Origin of the sequence: Streptomyces albus subsp. albus, assembly GCF_000719865.1 — a bacterium.
Taxonomy (GTDB): Bacteria; Actinomycetota; Actinomycetes; order Streptomycetales; family Streptomycetaceae; genus Streptomyces; species Streptomyces albus_E.
Genome location: NZ_JOID01000010.1, coordinates 17,076 through 31,636, shown reverse-complemented (window position 1 = coordinate 31,636; position 14,561 = coordinate 17,076). Strand labels below are relative to the sequence as shown.

The window sequence follows — 14,561 nt, the reverse complement described above, 5'->3', positions numbered from 1 at the left end:
ATGTCTCGTGGCCGCCACCGCCGTCCGCGCACTTCTACGTTTTCCCGTCACGCCTCGCGCGTTTCCGTCGTTCTCACGGCCGGTGGCGCGGGTATCGCCGCGCCCCTGCTGACCGCGGGCAGCGCGAACGCCGCTCCCGTCGCCGTCTGGGACGAGGTCGCCGCCTGCGAGAGCAGCGGCGACTGGTCCGCCAACACCGGCAACGGCTACTACGGCGGACTGCAGTTCTCCCAGTCCAGCTGGCAGTCGGTCGGCGGCACCGAGTACGCGCCGCGCGCCGACCTCGCCACCAAGGACCAGCAGATCGCCGCCGGCGAGAAGCTGCTCGCCGCCCAGGGCCCGGGCGCCTGGCCCACCTGCGGCCCCAAAGCCGGACTGACCCGGGACTCCGGGGCACCGGACATCGACACGGCCGCGCAGCCGAAGGCGGCCTCCCCGGCCAAGCCGAAGGCCGCGCAGCCGAAGTCCGCCCCCAAGGCCGAGCGGAAGCAGACTGGTCCGGAGTCCTACACCGTCGTCAGCGGTGACACCCTGCACCGGATCGCCACCGTCCACGACGTCGACGGCGGCTGGAAGACCGTCTACGAGGCCAACCGGGAGACCGTGGGCGACAACCCGCACCTGATCTTCCCCGGCCAGGAGCTCTCCCTCGACGCCTCGCGGCCCGGGGCCGGGCACAGCGGCGCCGCGGCGCAGCAGGCGAAGCCCGCGACCCCCGCCCCGCCCGCCGCCGGATCCGGGAAGTCCTACGCGAACAACCTGGACGGCTGGATCCGCGAGGCCCTGGACATCATGAAGCAGCACGGCATCCCCGGCACCTACGAGGGGATCCACCGCAACATCATCCGGGAGTCCAGCGGCAACCCGAACGCCATCAACAACTGGGACATCAACGCCCAGAAGGGCACCCCGTCCATCGGTCTGCTGCAGGTCATCAAGCCGACCTTCGACGAGTACCACGTGCCCGGCACGGCGAACAGCCAGTACGACCCGGTCGCCAACATCGTCGCCGCCTGCAACTACGCGGCCGACCGCTACGGTTCGATCGACAACGTCAACGGCCCATACTGACCGGCCTGTTGAGGCCCGGCCTCCAGGGGACGCGGGGGCGCGGCAGCCGAGAGGGCCGGACGGGAGTACACCCTTCCGGCCCTCTCGCGTGTCACCCTCCGGGGTCAACCCCGCAGGAAGCCCGTCAGCGCGTCGGTGACCTCCTCCGCGTGGGTCCACAGCAGGCCGTGCGGGGCGCCCTCGATCTCCACGTACTCGGCGTGGGGCAGCAGCTTGCGCAGCGGCCGGGCCGTGGAGTCCACGGGCAGGATCCGGTCGCCGGTGCCGTGCAGGATGAGCGTCGCCGGTGCCGTGCAGGATGAGCGTGGGCAGGGCGAGTTCGGCGATCCGGGCCACGTCGGCGCGGAAGTCGGTCGTCCAGGTGGCGACGCAGGCGAGGGAGGCGTGCGGGGAGGCGCCGGCCGCGGTGTTCCAGCTCGCCCGGACCGCCTCCTCGCTGATGCGGCTGCCCAGGGTCTCGTCGAGGTTGTAGAACGCCTGGTAGAAGTCGGTGAAGTAGGCGTAACGGTCCTTGCCCACCGCGGCCGCGATCTCCTCGAAGACCCGGCCGTCCACCCCGTCCGGGTTGTCGTCCGTCTTGAGCAGGTACGGCTCCAGGCAGGCCAGGAAGGCGGCCTTGGCCACCCGCTCCGAGCCGTGCGTGGCCAGATAGCGGCCGACCTCACCGCTGCCCATCGAGAAGCCGACCAGGACCGCGTCGCGCAGGTCGAGGGTGGTCATCAGGGTGTGCAGGTCGGCGGTGAACGTGTCGTAGTCGAAGCCGGTGGTCGGCCGGCCGGAGCGGCCGAAACCGCGGCGGTCGTAGGTGATCACCCGGTGCCCCGCCTCCAGCAGGGCCGGGAGCTGCTTCTCCCAGGAGTCCCCGTCCAGCGGATAGCCGTGGATCAGGACCACCGGCTGTCCGGCGGGGTCGCCGTGGTCCTCGTAGTAGAGCTCGATGTCGGTGCTGTTCTCGCGGCCGACGGTCATCAGAGGCATGTGCTGATCTCTCCTGGTGTGGTGTCCGACGACGTTGGGGACGGGGGAGCGGGCGGGACGGTTCACCGGCCGCGGACGCGCACGACCGGGCGGAGGCGCGCCGCGCCGTCCGGCCGCGCGGCGGCGGCCGCCCCCGCGGGCACGCGGAGCGTCCGCCCGTCCGGCCCGGCTGCCCGCAAGGGAACCGCTCCCCGGCGTACGTCGTGATAGGCGGGGAGAGAAGGCCCGGGAACGCGGAGCGGGCCGAGGGGCGGGAACGGGAGGGGACGACGCCGTGGTCGCGAACAGTGCGGTGCGGATCGACGGGAACTGTCTGCTGCTGGGCGGCGGGGTGAGGGTCCGCTTCATCCGGACGCTGCGCCTGCCGGAGACGGGGACGCATCCGCTGCCCCCCGGGCTCGGCGAGTTCCCGGTACGCCGCGTCGAGGACTTCCCGGACACCGTGCCGCAGACGATGCGGGAACGCGGCGGCGTGCTGCTGCCCGTGTATCTGCGCGAGGCGATGTGGCTGAGCTTCGCGGGCAGCGCGGAGCCGGCCGCGCTCCAGGTCGGTGTCGGCAAGGTGTGCGCCGTCTCCGGCGAACCGTGGACCGGCGGGCTGCGGCGGAAGCCGCAGAACTACGTGGTCCTGCCCCGGCAGCCCTGGCTGGACGGCATCAACTCCGGCCGGGGGAAGGTCCGTCAGTTCGTTGCCGTGCCGCTGGGGATGGGCGCCACGGTGGAGGGCCAGGTGACGGGCGAGGAGACCTGGGGCGGCGTGCAGCTCCAGTCCTTCCCCCTCGCCGGCCCGGCGCTGGCGGCGTGGCGTGAGGAGCAGCGCCGGCGCGCGGAGCGCGAGGCGGCGGCGCGCGCCCGCTACCGCTCCGCGCCGCCCCCGCCCGGCTCGTCCGCCGGCGCCCCCGGGCCGATGTACGCCGCCGCGGCCGCGCCCGTCGGAGCGGCACCCCCGGCCCCGGGCGCGGCACCGCGCGCGGCGGCGGCCATGGGCCTGGGCGTCGGCGGGACGATGCGCCAGGAGGTGTACCGGGACGAACGCCCGCTCACCGACTGGTCGGAGGAGCCGGCCGGCCGCGTCTTCGTCCACCTGGTGACGCCGCCGGAATGGCGCCGCATCACCGGCGAGGCACCGCCCCCGTCCCCCGTGGACCGCGCCGCCTACACCCGCGCCGGCCTGCCCTGGTACGACTACTACGACGAGGACGCCACCGACCTCGCCCCCACCGACACACTGAGCGGGGTCAAGCCGGTCGGCGACTGGCTCGGCGACGACCACACCCCCTGGCAGCCCCCGTCCCCGCACCAGACCCACCCCCTCGGCGACGCCCCGCAGCCGGGCGCACCGGTCGAGGACGGGGACTGGTGACGAGTGGGCGGGGGTCAGTACAGGAGATCTTCGGGACGCTGGGAGAGGCGGTGCAGATGGCGTCCCGCGCTCACCATCGCGTGCAGCAGCCGGTGACCTTCCGCCGGGGAGACGAGTCCTTCGACTGCCGCCTGGCTCATGAGGTCATAGGTTTCCTTCACCGTGATGCCGCGGCGGCGGGCGAAGGCGCCGGCGGACCGGTCGTCCGTGATCCACAGGGAGCCGTGGTACTCGGGCCGGCGTGTGATCAGTACGCAGGTCTCGGCTTCACCGAGGTGCTTGGTCGGCACGGAGGCGTCGCCACCGAATACGGCCCTGCGTACCCGCTCCACCTCTGCCAGTTCGGTGTCAGCGGTGATCTCGATGGGTTCCCCCAGCCAGCCGCCGTCGGCGACCTTCCGGAGAGGCGGATGGTAGGGGGCCGACCGTCCGGCCTCGTGGGCAACGGCCTGGGTCCATCTGCCGCGGCCGTCAAGTGTCTTCTCCAGTAAGAGGAGCCGGTCGACGGCCGCGAAGTTGCACAGGACCGTGTTGTCCGGGAACCACCACGTCCTCATGGTTGGAAGACCAGGTCCCCTTCTTCGAAGCCCTGGGCGGGCAGGTCCTGGACCACCGGGTCGAGGTGGTCGTGCAGGCGGTCCACGTCCACCCCCATGAGGGCCGCGAGGGGGCGGAGGGTCGTCTCGCCGTCGAGGTAGCCCCGGAACAGCGCGGAGAGCAGGCGCGGGGGAAGCCGCTCGGCCTCGGCGAGCGACATCTGCCGCTGGAAGGCGTCCACCGCCCCGGCGGACAGGTGGCACGTCTCCGTGGTGAGGCCGCGGAGCCTGGCTCTCTTCTCCGGTTCCACAAAACCCAGTTGGTGCAACCGGGCGGCCAGGGCGCTGGGGGAGACCCGGAACCGGACGACCAGCTTCTTGAACACCTCGTCCGTGAGAGGCGCTCCGCCCTCGGGCGCGCCTTCGCCGAAGGCCGCCCTCACCTCCTGCTCCGGCATGAGCAGCTTCGCCGCGAAGACGTTGGCGCGCACCTCCGTCGGATCCTGCTGACGGCCGGGCGCGACGCTGTTCTCCGCGAGGAGTTCCTGGGCGTCCCGCGCCAGAATGTGCCCCAGCTCATGGGCGAGGGTGAACCGCTGACGGGTCCAGGTGTCGGTGCGCCGCAGGAGGACGAGCCGGAAGCCGTCCGTCTGCCAGGTCAGACCGTCCACTCCCCGGGGGAGGGCCGTGATCGCGACGTCCACCCCGAAATGCTGTTCGCAGGCGGCGATCAACTCCTCCGTCTCCAGCGCCGCGACGGAGGGGATACCGGCGGACGCCAGACGCGCCAGGGCGTCCTCGGCGAGGAGCGTGCCCTGTTCGGTGTGCCGTTGTACGTGGGCGCGCACTTCCGGCAGCACCGGCAACTCCGCCGAGCGGCCGAGGAGGTCGAGCACGTCGTACGCGGTGGTGAACCGATGCGTCGTCTCCTCGATGTTCGTCCGGTCCGGAGCGGCGAACCCCCGCGTCCGTGCGGCGACCGAAGGCCTCAGCGGCTTGCGGCCCGTCAGCAGCCACTCCACGGTCCGCCCGCCGGTCTCGGCGATCAGTGCGAGGTCCAGGGCGGTGAACCGCCGGACGCCGCTGAGGGACTTGGACAGCTTGTCGGGCGTCAGGCCCACTCTCTCGGCGAAAGCGGCCTGGCTCAGGGAGGCCGCCTCCATCACTCTGCGCACGCGGTCCGTCACGGATTCGCTCATGGCGTCACCCTAGGATGGGCTTGCGAGAATCGCAAGAGGCGAGGTCGGATGGGTGGCCGCCGTCCGTGTTGTGCCGGCCGGGCCGTGACAGAAGCGTGGGCGTTGGGCAGTGCCGGGGAAGCGCGGACAGGGTCTCGTACCCGCCCCAGCGCGCGCGGCCGTTCCCGCCGTGGCCGAGGGCTCCGGAAGCGGGTTTCCGCGCCGCGCCGGAGCGGGTTTTCGGAAGAATTCCGCCGACGGAGAAGGGGCGCCGCGGACGGTGGTCCGCGGCGCCCCGGAGGTTCCGGCCGCCGCCGTCAGCGCCCGGCGGCGAAGCCCACGAACGCCGCCCACGGGGCGCTGCCGAACGACAGGCGCGCACCCTGAACGTTCTTGGAGTCCCGGACGTGGACGGTGGCCGGCTGGGCGGCCACCTCGACGCACTCTCCGCCGTCGCCACCGCTGTAGCTGCTCTTGCGCCAGACCAGTTCCGAGCTGTCCTGTATGGGCTGTTCGGGGTTCATAGATCTCCTAGCAGCTTCTCGACCAGGGCCAGGGACTCATCTGGAGTCAGGGCCTGGGCCCGGATGCTTCCGTAGCGTGCCGCCAGGATACGGACCCTGTCCGGTTCTGTAATCAGTCGGTTGATGCCCTGCGCCTCCACGTAACCGACCTGCTGCCTGCCTTTCGGCGTGAGCAGGATGAACGGCCCCTCCAGGCCGCCGTGGCCACGGGATGCCATCGGTAGCACCTGAAGGGTCGTGCTACGGAGACGGCCGAGGGTGAGGAGATGCCTCAGCTGCCCCCGCAGTACTTCTGTGCCGCCCAAGCGCCTCCTCAGCACCGATTCCTCGATCACGGCGGTCACCAGTGGTGCGGGCCACCGGGTCAGGAGTTCTTGGCGCGCCAGCCGTGCCGCCACTCGCCGTTCGATGGTCTCTTCGGGCAGCAGCGGCTGGTAAGCCGAGAAGATCAACCGCGCGTAGTCCTCCGTCTGCAAGAGTCCCGGTACCGTTAGCGTGCTGAAGAAATTCACCTCCACCGCGTCCGCCTCGATGCGGGCGTAGTCGCGGAACCAGGACGGGTGGCGCACGCGGGCGCGGGACTTGGCCTTGAGCACGTCGCCGGTCACGCCCTTCAACAGGCCGCCCGCGCCGAGCGCTTCGTCCGCCGCCTCCAGGAGTTCCGGTTGCGGCACGCGGCGGCCGCGTTCCACCGACGAGATCAAGTCCTCGCCGAAGCGCAGCCGTACGCCCAGCTCCTTCTGCGTCAGACCGGCCCGCTCGCGCAGCAGCTTGATCTGCCTGCCGATCGCACGGAAGAGGTCCGCCGCGTCGTCGCTGTCGTCCAGCGGGGCCAAGTGCTGTTCGTCATCCGGGTGTTCTTCCGCCTCGGGCCGGGATTCGAGTTCCGTCATGGTGGTCATCCCCCTCTCCCACGGCTCAACCGATCGACGCACGTCCGGTTACTGCCGCCGGGGCCGACAGCGGCCCGGCTCGCCGGTACACCGGCCGCTTGTACCGGTGGGCGGGCCCGGTGGCGTCCGAGGTCACCCCCGGGCGGGTTATCAACTTCGCCCGGGGTACCCGCGTACAAGACGCAACAAGAGTGCCGAAGGAGGAGAAACCATGCCGGGTCAGTCCGGATCCAAGCGTGAGCGGCAGTACGAGCACATCAAGGAGGGCGCCGAGAAGCGCGGTGCCTCCACTGGACGGGCCAAGGAGCTGGCGGCCCGGACGGTGAACAAGAAGCGGGCGCAGGCAGGGGAAGCCAAGTCGAGCAGTGGCAGCTCCGGTGGCTCCAAGAGTTCCGGCGGCTCCAAGGGCTCCGGTGGTTCGAAGACGCGGGACGAGCTCTACGCGGAGGCCAAGAAGCGGGGGATCGAGGGGCGCTCCTCGATGAACAAGCAGGAACTCGCCCGGGCGCTCGGCCGCTGACCAGCGGCAGCGGCAGCGGCACGGCCCCCCTCGTCCGTACCCCGGGCCGGTGTGACCGGCCGTGACGGTCGTCGCCGACCGTGACCGTGCCGCACGTCCGGTACCCGGGCGCACGGCTCGGCGCCGCGGCGGAGGGGCGCCCCGGGCGGTCCGGTGGCCGCCCGGCCGCGTACGCCCGCCGCTCGCCGCCGCCCCCGCCGTCCCGTGGCGACCGCCGGAGGCGGAACCCGCCGCCGCACCCGGCAGGGCCCTGTCGTGACACCGGCGGTCAGGAGATATCTTGATGTCGAGCAATGTTATCGACGTGACGTGGAGCGGAGCACCAGGTGACTGACTCGACCATCATCTACACGCAAACCGACGAGGCCCCGGCCCTGGCGACCTACTCGTTCCTGCCGGTGGTCGAGGCCTACGCCTCGAAGGCCGGGGTCACCGTGGAGAGCCGCGACATCTCCCTCGCGGGCCGGATCATCGCCGTCTTCCCGGAGTACCTCAAGGACGACCAGCGGATCGACGACGCCCTCGCCGAGCTCGGCGAGCTGGCGAAGACCCCCGGCGCCAACATCATCAAGCTGCCGAACATCTCGGCCTCCATCCCGCAGCTCAAGGCCGCCGTCGCCGAGCTCCAGGAGAAGGGCTACGCGCTCCCGGCGTACCCGGACGACCCCAAGACCGACGAGGAGCGCGACATCCGCGCCCGCTACGACAAGGTCAAGGGCAGCGCCGTCAACCCCGTCCTGCGCGAGGGCAACTCCGACCGCCGCGCCCCGGGCTCGGTGAAGAACTACGCCAAGGCGCACCCGCACCGCATGGGCGCCTGGTCGGCCGACTCCAAGACGAACGTGGCCACCATGGCCGAGAACGACTTCCGCTCGACCGAGAAGTCCGCGGTCATCGCCGAGGACGGCGCGCTCCGCATCGAGCTGGCGGGCGAGGACGGCTCCGTCACCGTCCTGCGCGAGTCCGTACCCGTGCTGGCCGGCGAGGTCGTGGACGCGGCCGTGATGCGCGCCGCGGCCCTGCGGTCGTTCCTCGCGGACCAGGTGAACCGCGCCAAGGCCGAGGGCGTGCTGTTCTCCGTGCACCTCAAGGCCACGATGATGAAGGTCTCCGACCCGATCATCTTCGGCCACGTGCTGCGCGCCTTCTTCCCGAAGACCTTCGGCGAGTACGGCCAGACCCTGGCCGCCGCCGGCCTCAGCCCCAACGACGGCCTCGGCGCCATCTACAAGGGCCTCGACGCGCTGCCCGAGGGCGCGAAGATCAAGGAGTCCTTCGAGGCCGAGATGGGCGACGGCCCCGCGCTGGCCATGGTCGACTCCGACCGCGGCATCACCAACCTGCACGTGCCGAGCGACGTCATCGTCGACGCCTCCATGCCGGCCATGATCCGCACCTCCGGCCACATGTGGGGCCCGGACGGCGAGGAGGCCGACACGCTCGCCGTCATCCCCGACAGCAGCTACGCCGGCGTCTACCAGACCGTGATCGACGACTGCCGTGCCAACGGCGCCTTCGACCCGTCCACCATGGGCTCGGTCGCCAACGTCGGCCTGATGGCGCAGAAGGCCGAGGAGTACGGCAGCCACGACAAGACCTTCGAGATCCCGGCCGCGGGCACCGTGCGCGCCGTGGACGGCAAGGGCGAGACCGTGCTGGAGCAGAGCGTCGCCGCCGGTGACATCTTCCGCATGTGCCAGACCAAGGACGTGCCGATCCGCGACTGGGTCAAGCTCGCCGTCACCCGCGCCCGCGCCACCGGCGACCCGGCCGTCTTCTGGCTGGACGAGAGCCGCGCCCACGACCGCAACCTCATCGAGAAGGTCCGCGCGTACCTGCCCGAGCACGACACCGAGGGCCTGACCATCGAGATCATGTCCCCGGTCGACGCGACCGCGTACTCGCTGGAGCGCACCCGCCGCGGCGAGAACACCATCTCCGTCACCGGCAACGTCCTCCGCGACTACCTGACGGACCTCTTCCCGATCCTGGAGCTGGGCACCAGCGCCAAGATGCTCTCGGTCGTCCCGCTCATCAACGGCGGCGGGCTGTTCGAGACCGGTGCCGGCGGCTCGGCGCCCAAGCACGTCCAGCAGCTCGTCCAGCAGAACTACCTGCGCTGGGACAGCCTGGGCGAGTTCCTGGCCCTCGCGGTGAGCTTCGAGCACCTGGCGCAGACCACGGGCAACGCGGGCGCCCAGGTGCTCGCCGACACCCTCGACCGCGCCACCGCCACGTTCCTCAACGAGGACAAGTCGCCCAGCCGCAAGCTCGGCGGCATCGACAACCGCGGCAGCCACTTCTACCTGGCCCTGTACTGGGCCCAGGAGCTGGCGCGGCAGACGGAGAACGCGAAGCTCGCGGAGGCGTTCGCGCCGTTCGCCGAGACCCTGGCCGCCCAGGAGGGGACCATCGTCGACGAGCTCGTCGCGGTGCAGGGCTCCCCGGCCGACATCGGCGGCTACTACCAGCCCGACCCGGCCAAGGCCTCGGCGGTCATGCGCCCGTCGAAGACCTTCAACCAGGCGCTGGCGAACCTGAGCTGACCCGGCACCCGTGAGGCTCCGCCCCGGCCGGCATCCCGCCCGGCCGGGGCGGTCGCATGTCCGGGGACCGGTCGGGGACCGGTCCGGGGACGGGCCCGGCGCCGCTGTGTTAACTGCGTATTACTGCACGTTCTCCCTGGATTTTTCCGCCCGGACCCGCCCCATGACACGCCGTTCCCTTCGGCATGATGAAGACCGCCGCTCGGGGTGCGGTCACCGAAACCCTCCATCGGACGCACCCTCCGCACCGTCCGCCCGGGAAGCGCCACCCCCGTGCGCCGGCTTCCCGGCCGGACGGACGGCACCCGGCCGGGAGACGCCCCCGGCCCCGGCCCGGCCCTCCGCCCGCCCCCGCGGGGGCCGGGCCCTCCGGGGCGGCACCGCGCGACCGCTGGACTTCACCACCGCCCGGGCACCACCGGGCGGACGTGGCGACGAAGGGACGGTAAGGACCATGTGCGAGGGTGCCGCGGGGACCGACGGCCGCCCGTCACCGCACCCGGAACGCTCCGCGAGCACGCCCGGCACGCCCGGAAGAACGAGCGGAAGGAGCGTCCCGGGATGACCAAGTGGATCGTCAGCATTCCCACGCTGCGCGACGAACCCGGCGAGCCCGGCGGCCGGATACCCGGCGTCCAGCTCTATGTGGTGGAGGCCTCGCACCCCCGGCTCGCCCGGCGCGTCGCCCTCGACCGCGCCGCCGGAGCGCCGGCCTTCCGCCACCGGCGGGGAGCGGCGCTGCTGGTGGAGAAACTCGTCATCTCCCCCTGGAACGGCCCCGATCACAGTGTTTCCTCGCCGACTGCCGGTCTCCCGGGCTGAGTTCGTCTACCGTTCCGGCATGCCCACGGTACTTGTAGTCGAGGACGACGACCTGGTCCGTGACGTGCTGACCCGCTCCCTCACCGCCGCGGGTTACGACGTCACGGCGGTCGGCACCGCCATCGAGCTGATGCGCCGCATCACCCCGCCCGTCCCCGACCTCGTCGTCCTCGACCTCGGACTGCCCGATCTGGACGGCAGCCAGGTGCTGCGGATGCTGCGCGCCGTCAGCCGCGTCCCCGTCATCATCGCGACCGCGCGGAGCGAGGAGTCGGAGATCGTCCGGCTGCTGCGCGACGGCGCCGACGACTACCTGGTGAAACCGTTCTCCAGCGAGCAGCTGGCCGCCCGCGTGCACGCCGTGCTGCGCAGGTCCGGCCAGGCCCCGCCCTCCCGGCTCCAGGTGGGCGACCTCGTCCTGGACCTCCAGGCGCGCGGCGTCACCCTGAAGGGGAAGACCATCGAACTCAACCGGCGCGAATTCGACCTGCTCGCCTACATGGCCCGGCGCGCGGGCGCGGTCGTCACCCGCCGCGAACTGCTGACCGAGGTCTGGCGCGGCAGCGACGTCTACGAACGCACCATCGACGTCCACCTCTTCTGGCTCCGCCGCAAGCTGGGGGAGACCGCCGCCGCGCCCCGCTATCTCCACACCGTGCGGGGCGTCGGACTCCGGCTGGAGGCGCCCCGGTCATGACGGCACAAGGGTGGCGGACGCCATGACGCTGCGCGGCTGGCACGCCCGGCTCTCCCTCGGCATCTCCCTGCTCACCGCTCTCGCCTTCGCGCTGCCCCTGGCGTTCTTCGCGCGCCAGCAGTCGGCCGAACGCGCGCAGCAGACCTCGGAACGGCGCGCGGCGACCCTCGTGACCGTCCTCGGCGCCACCCGGGACCGCGACGAACTGGCGGCCGCCTGGCGCAGCTCCGGCGACGACGCGCGGTCCACCTGCGTCCGCCTCGACGACGGCGTGGTCGGCCGCTGCCCGGCCCCGGCCTCGTACGCGGAGCGTGCGGCGGAGCGGCGGCGCGCCCTGTGGGTCCGGCCGCCCGGCCGCGAGGAGGTCCTGCTGCTGCCCGTCTCCCTGCCGAATGGCGGAACGGCCGTGGTCGAGTCCGCGGTACGGGCGGAGGAGCGCTCCGAGGGCGTGCTCACGGCCTGGCTCGTTCTCGCCGGGGCCGTGGCCGCGCTGACCCTGATCTCGGTGACCGGCGCCGACCGCATGGCACGCCGGCTCAACCGGTCCGCCACCGACCTGGCGCGCGCCGCCACGGCGGTGGGCGAGGGCGACTTCCGCGTCCGCGTCGCGGTCGAGGGGCCGCGCGAGGTCCGGCGCGTGGGCCGGGCCTTCAACGCCATGGCCGACCGCATCGACGAACTGATGCGCGCCGAGCGGGAGTTGCTGGCCGACCTCTCACACCGGCTGCGCACCCCCCTGACGGCCCTGCGGCTGGAGGCGGATCTGCTCGCCGTCCCCGCCAACTCCCGCCTCCGCGCCGGGCTGGCGGCTCTCGACCGCGAGGTGACGAGTCTGATCAGCACCACGCGGAGCGGACCGGCGCGGGAGCGGCTGCCCGGCCGCGGGTCCAGCGATCTGCCGGCGGTGGTCGGCGGCCGGATGGAGTTCTGGTCCGCGCTGGCCGAGGCCCAGGGCCGCGAGTGCCAGGTGTGGCTGGGGCGCGGTCCGCTGCCGGTGGACCTCCCGGCGGACGACCTGACCGCGGCGCTCGACGCGCTGGTCGGCAACGTCTTCCGGCACACGCCGCCGGGCACGGGCTGGGGGGTGCGGGCGGGCCTGCTGTCGGGCGCCCCCCGCCTCGTGGTGGAGGACGCCGGCCCGGGCATCGAGAGCCCGGCCCTCGCGGCGGCGCGCGGCGCGAGCGAGGGCGGATCGAGCGGCCTGGGCCTGGACATCGCCGCCAAGGCGGCCGAGGCCGCCGGGGGGCGCCTGGTGGTCGACCGCAGCCCGTGGGGCGGGGCCCGCGTCACGATGGTCTTCGGCCCCGTACCGGACGGCGGAGCCGTGGACGCGGGCGGCAACGGCCACCGGAGAGCCGGCGGCCGGAACAGCCGGCGGAACACGTCCGGGAACACGGCCGGTGCCCCGCACCGCACGGCGGCCGGCGACGGCACGGCGGAGAGCTAGCTCCGCCCGCCCGCGCGCTGTCAGGCGGCGGCGGATCCGCACCCGCGCCCACGAACCACCCCTGGGCGTGCCCCGCGCCCCGGACGATCCGGCCAGGTCGTCCCGGCATCAGGGCTTGAGTGGCAGGGGCGGGCGGTACGCCTGTCTCAGATGCCGATGATGGCGTCGTGGACGGCCCACCCCATGGCGCCCGCGCACCAGCTGACGTTGCCGAGGACGGCCACGTCCAGGTCTTGTCGCGGGTAGTGGTAGAGGCGGGCGCTGGCCCCGTCCTCCTCGCCGGTGTGACCCCAGCGGACAACGGACCCTTCGTCGTCCAGGATGTGGGTGAGACCGAAGCCGTACTTCCACCGGTAGCCGCGGACCTTCTCCTCGCGCTCGTCGACCTGCGGGGTCAACGCCAGGCGCGTGATCTCCTCGCTCAGCAGCCGCCCGTGACGCAGTGCGTGGGCAAAGGCCGTCAGATCGGCGGCGGTACAGGTGGCTCCGCCATCGGCGGCGGCGCAGGGCGTGGTCGCGTAGTGATTCGTCCGGTACGGGGTGGGGCCGCCGGCGGCGGTGAGGTACCCGTCGGCGATGTCCGGCCCCAGGTTGTCCAGGGCGGGGAAACCGGCCGTGGCCATGCCGGCACGGGCGAAGACGTCGCCGGTGACGACTTCCTCGTAGGAGCGGCCGGTCACCGCTTCGATGAGCAGACCGAGCAGGATGTAGCCGGCGCCGTTGTAGAGATACCGCTCTCCGGGCGGGAAGTGGGGCTGCTTGCCGGCGAACAGCGGCAGATAGTCCTTGTTCCCGCGCAGCAGATAGAGCGGATGTGATGCGGTCAGGGCGGCCCATTCGGCCTCCCAGTCGTCGCTGCCCTCCTCGAACCAGTCACCGATACCCGCTGTCATCGTCAGGGCGTGGCGGACCGTGATCCGTGGATCGAGCCGGGGCATGTGGTCCTCCAGGAAGCCCAGCAGCGTGTCGTCCAGGCGGACCTGCTTCCGCTCGACGAGCTGCAGGACTGCCACCGCGGTGAACATCTTGGACACCGACGCCACCCGGAAGCCCGTGTCGGACGTGTTCGGTACGGACCATCGCCGTGATGCCATTCCGAACGATCTGGTGAAGACCGGCTGCCCCTGCCTGGTGACACGGACCGTGCCGGAGAACCCCTCGTCTTCCGCCACTCCGGATACGACATTTTCCAGACATTCCGGATCAAATCTGTCAGTTGTCGCAGCCGTCACCGCACACACCTCGCAGAAAGAACGTTCGTGATGGATCGGCAACGATTGTGCAGCAGGCGTCCGCCTGATGGGGGGCTCGCGGAAGGGGTGGTGAGGCGACAGGAACAACCAAGGAACCAATCGCCCTCAGGTCTCGGCCTCCAGGGCGCTGCGGGTGGCCGGCCCGTACACGCCCGCCGGGTCGGCCTCGATGCGGCGCATGGCCTGGTAGTTCTGGACCGCGGCCTCGGTCGGCTGGTCGTACGTCCCGTTCAGAGGGGCGGTCTGGATCCCGACCTCGCGCAAGCGCTGCTGCAGGCTCAGCACTTCGGCGCCCTCGTCCCCGCGGCGCATCGTCCGCGCGGAATCCCCGGTGCCGGGCGTTCCGGAGGAACCGCCGGCCTCCGGCGGGGACGACGGGGACGGCGGGGCGGAACTCGGCCCGATCCGCGGCGGCGGGGCGGTCGGCGCGACGGTGGTGGTGACCACGGGCGCGGGAGACGGCTGGGCGGTCACGGTCGCGGTGGCGGACGGAACCGGGCTGGGTTTGGCCTGGATCGTCGGGGACTTGGGCGGGTCGATCGGTGCGCCGAGCATCCGGACCAGGGCGAACGCCAGCAGCGCCAGGGCCGCGACCCCGGCGGCCGACAGCAGGCGCCCGCGCCACCGCCGGGGTAGCCGGGCCGCGTGTTTGTGCTGCCCCACAGGCATCGTTGCCAGCCTTTCCTTCGCTGAGGCGGCCGGTCCGGTGCCACCCGCGATACGGCGCTCCCCC

At 72.3% G+C, this 14,561-nt stretch carries 14 protein-coding genes and 1 pseudogene; 7 read left to right on the top strand and 8 right to left on the bottom strand.

The window, feature by feature from the left end; translation table 11 throughout:
• Entirely contained in the window at positions 1 to 1,071 is a 1,071-nt protein-coding gene (locus IF83_RS35445) for a transglycosylase family protein (RefSeq protein WP_051722696.1), read from the top strand.
• A 104-nt stretch (positions 1,072 to 1,175) separates the two neighbouring features.
• Here IF83_RS35445 and IF83_RS35560 read toward each other — a convergent pair whose 3' ends face one another.
• Together IF83_RS35560 and IF83_RS30180 are read right to left on the bottom strand one after the other, a co-directional pair.
• Positions 1,176 to 1,313: an alpha/beta fold hydrolase gene (locus IF83_RS35560; protein WP_369404423.1), complete on the bottom strand. Its 138-nt coding sequence runs from the start codon at positions 1,311 to 1,313 to the stop codon at positions 1,176 to 1,178.
• Positions 1,314 to 1,338: 25 nt separating this feature from the next.
• Positions 1,339 to 2,040, bottom strand: a pseudogene (locus tag IF83_RS30180) (alpha/beta fold hydrolase); the annotation flags it as partial.
• Between the two features lie 283 nt (positions 2,041 to 2,323).
• Here IF83_RS30180 and IF83_RS0112165 point away from each other — a divergent pair.
• On the top strand, positions 2,324 to 3,412 hold the full coding sequence (locus IF83_RS0112165; protein ID WP_030544137.1) for a hypothetical protein: 1,089 nt from the start codon (positions 2,324 to 2,326) through the stop codon (positions 3,410 to 3,412).
• A gap of 14 nt (positions 3,413 to 3,426) precedes the next feature.
• On the opposite strand, the gene IF83_RS0112160 is transcribed toward IF83_RS0112165, so the two are convergent.
• The 4 genes from IF83_RS0112160 to IF83_RS0112145 form a co-directional block, all read right to left on the bottom strand.
• Positions 3,427 to 3,969, bottom strand: a complete 543-nt coding sequence (locus IF83_RS0112160) for a hypothetical protein (RefSeq protein ID WP_030544136.1) — start codon at positions 3,967 to 3,969, stop codon at positions 3,427 to 3,429.
• Positions 3,966 to 5,147, bottom strand: coding sequence for an XRE family transcriptional regulator (locus IF83_RS0112155; RefSeq protein ID WP_030544135.1), 1,182 nt, complete (start codon positions 5,145 to 5,147; stop codon positions 3,966 to 3,968). The genes IF83_RS0112160 and IF83_RS0112155 overlap by 4 nt, the downstream gene beginning before the upstream one ends.
• A gap of 296 nt (positions 5,148 to 5,443) precedes the next feature.
• On the bottom strand, positions 5,444 to 5,650 hold the full coding sequence (locus tag IF83_RS0112150) for a DUF397 domain-containing protein (RefSeq protein ID WP_030544134.1): 207 nt from the start codon (positions 5,648 to 5,650) through the stop codon (positions 5,444 to 5,446).
• The gene (locus tag IF83_RS0112145; RefSeq protein ID WP_078843406.1) at positions 5,647 to 6,552 is read right to left on the bottom strand and encodes a helix-turn-helix domain-containing protein; all 906 of its coding nucleotides are present in this window, start codon (positions 6,550 to 6,552) and stop codon (positions 5,647 to 5,649) included. The genes IF83_RS0112150 and IF83_RS0112145 overlap by 4 nt, the downstream gene beginning before the upstream one ends.
• 202 nt (positions 6,553 to 6,754) lie before the next feature.
• Here IF83_RS0112145 and IF83_RS0112140 point away from each other — a divergent pair, with 202 nt between their 5' ends.
• The 5 genes from IF83_RS0112140 to IF83_RS0112120 all read left to right on the top strand — a co-directional run bounded on the left by IF83_RS0112140 (position 6,755) and on the right by IF83_RS0112120 (position 12,575).
• Positions 6,755 to 7,063 (top strand): Rho termination factor N-terminal domain-containing protein, encoded by a 309-nt coding sequence (locus tag IF83_RS0112140; RefSeq protein ID WP_030544132.1) that lies wholly within the window; start codon positions 6,755 to 6,757, stop codon positions 7,061 to 7,063.
• 326 nt (positions 7,064 to 7,389) lie between these two features.
• Positions 7,390 to 9,609, top strand: a complete 2,220-nt coding sequence (locus IF83_RS0112135) for an NADP-dependent isocitrate dehydrogenase (protein WP_030544131.1) — start codon at positions 7,390 to 7,392, stop codon at positions 9,607 to 9,609.
• Positions 9,610 to 10,170: 561 nt separating this feature from the next.
• On the top strand, positions 10,171 to 10,431 hold the full coding sequence (locus tag IF83_RS0112130) for a hypothetical protein (protein ID WP_030544130.1): 261 nt from the start codon (positions 10,171 to 10,173) through the stop codon (positions 10,429 to 10,431).
• A gap of 19 nt (positions 10,432 to 10,450) precedes the next feature.
• Complete coding sequence (locus IF83_RS0112125; RefSeq protein WP_030544129.1) at positions 10,451 to 11,128, top strand: response regulator transcription factor; 678 nt, start codon at positions 10,451 to 10,453, stop codon at positions 11,126 to 11,128.
• 22 nt (positions 11,129 to 11,150) lie between these two features.
• A complete protein-coding gene (locus IF83_RS0112120) occupies positions 11,151 to 12,575 on the top strand; it encodes a sensor histidine kinase (RefSeq protein ID WP_158711037.1) in 1,425 nt (474 codons plus the stop codon).
• Between the two features lie 146 nt (positions 12,576 to 12,721).
• On the opposite strand, the gene IF83_RS0112115 is transcribed toward IF83_RS0112120, so the two are convergent.
• Together IF83_RS0112115 and IF83_RS0112110 are read right to left on the bottom strand one after the other, a co-directional pair.
• Entirely contained in the window at positions 12,722 to 13,747 is a 1,026-nt protein-coding gene (locus IF83_RS0112115) for a serine hydrolase domain-containing protein (protein WP_208605871.1), read from the bottom strand.
• 186 nt (positions 13,748 to 13,933) lie between these two features.
• The gene (locus IF83_RS0112110; protein WP_158711036.1) at positions 13,934 to 14,497 is read right to left on the bottom strand and encodes a peptidoglycan-binding domain-containing protein; all 564 of its coding nucleotides are present in this window, start codon (positions 14,495 to 14,497) and stop codon (positions 13,934 to 13,936) included.
• Between the last annotated feature and the right edge of the window lie 64 nt (positions 14,498 to 14,561).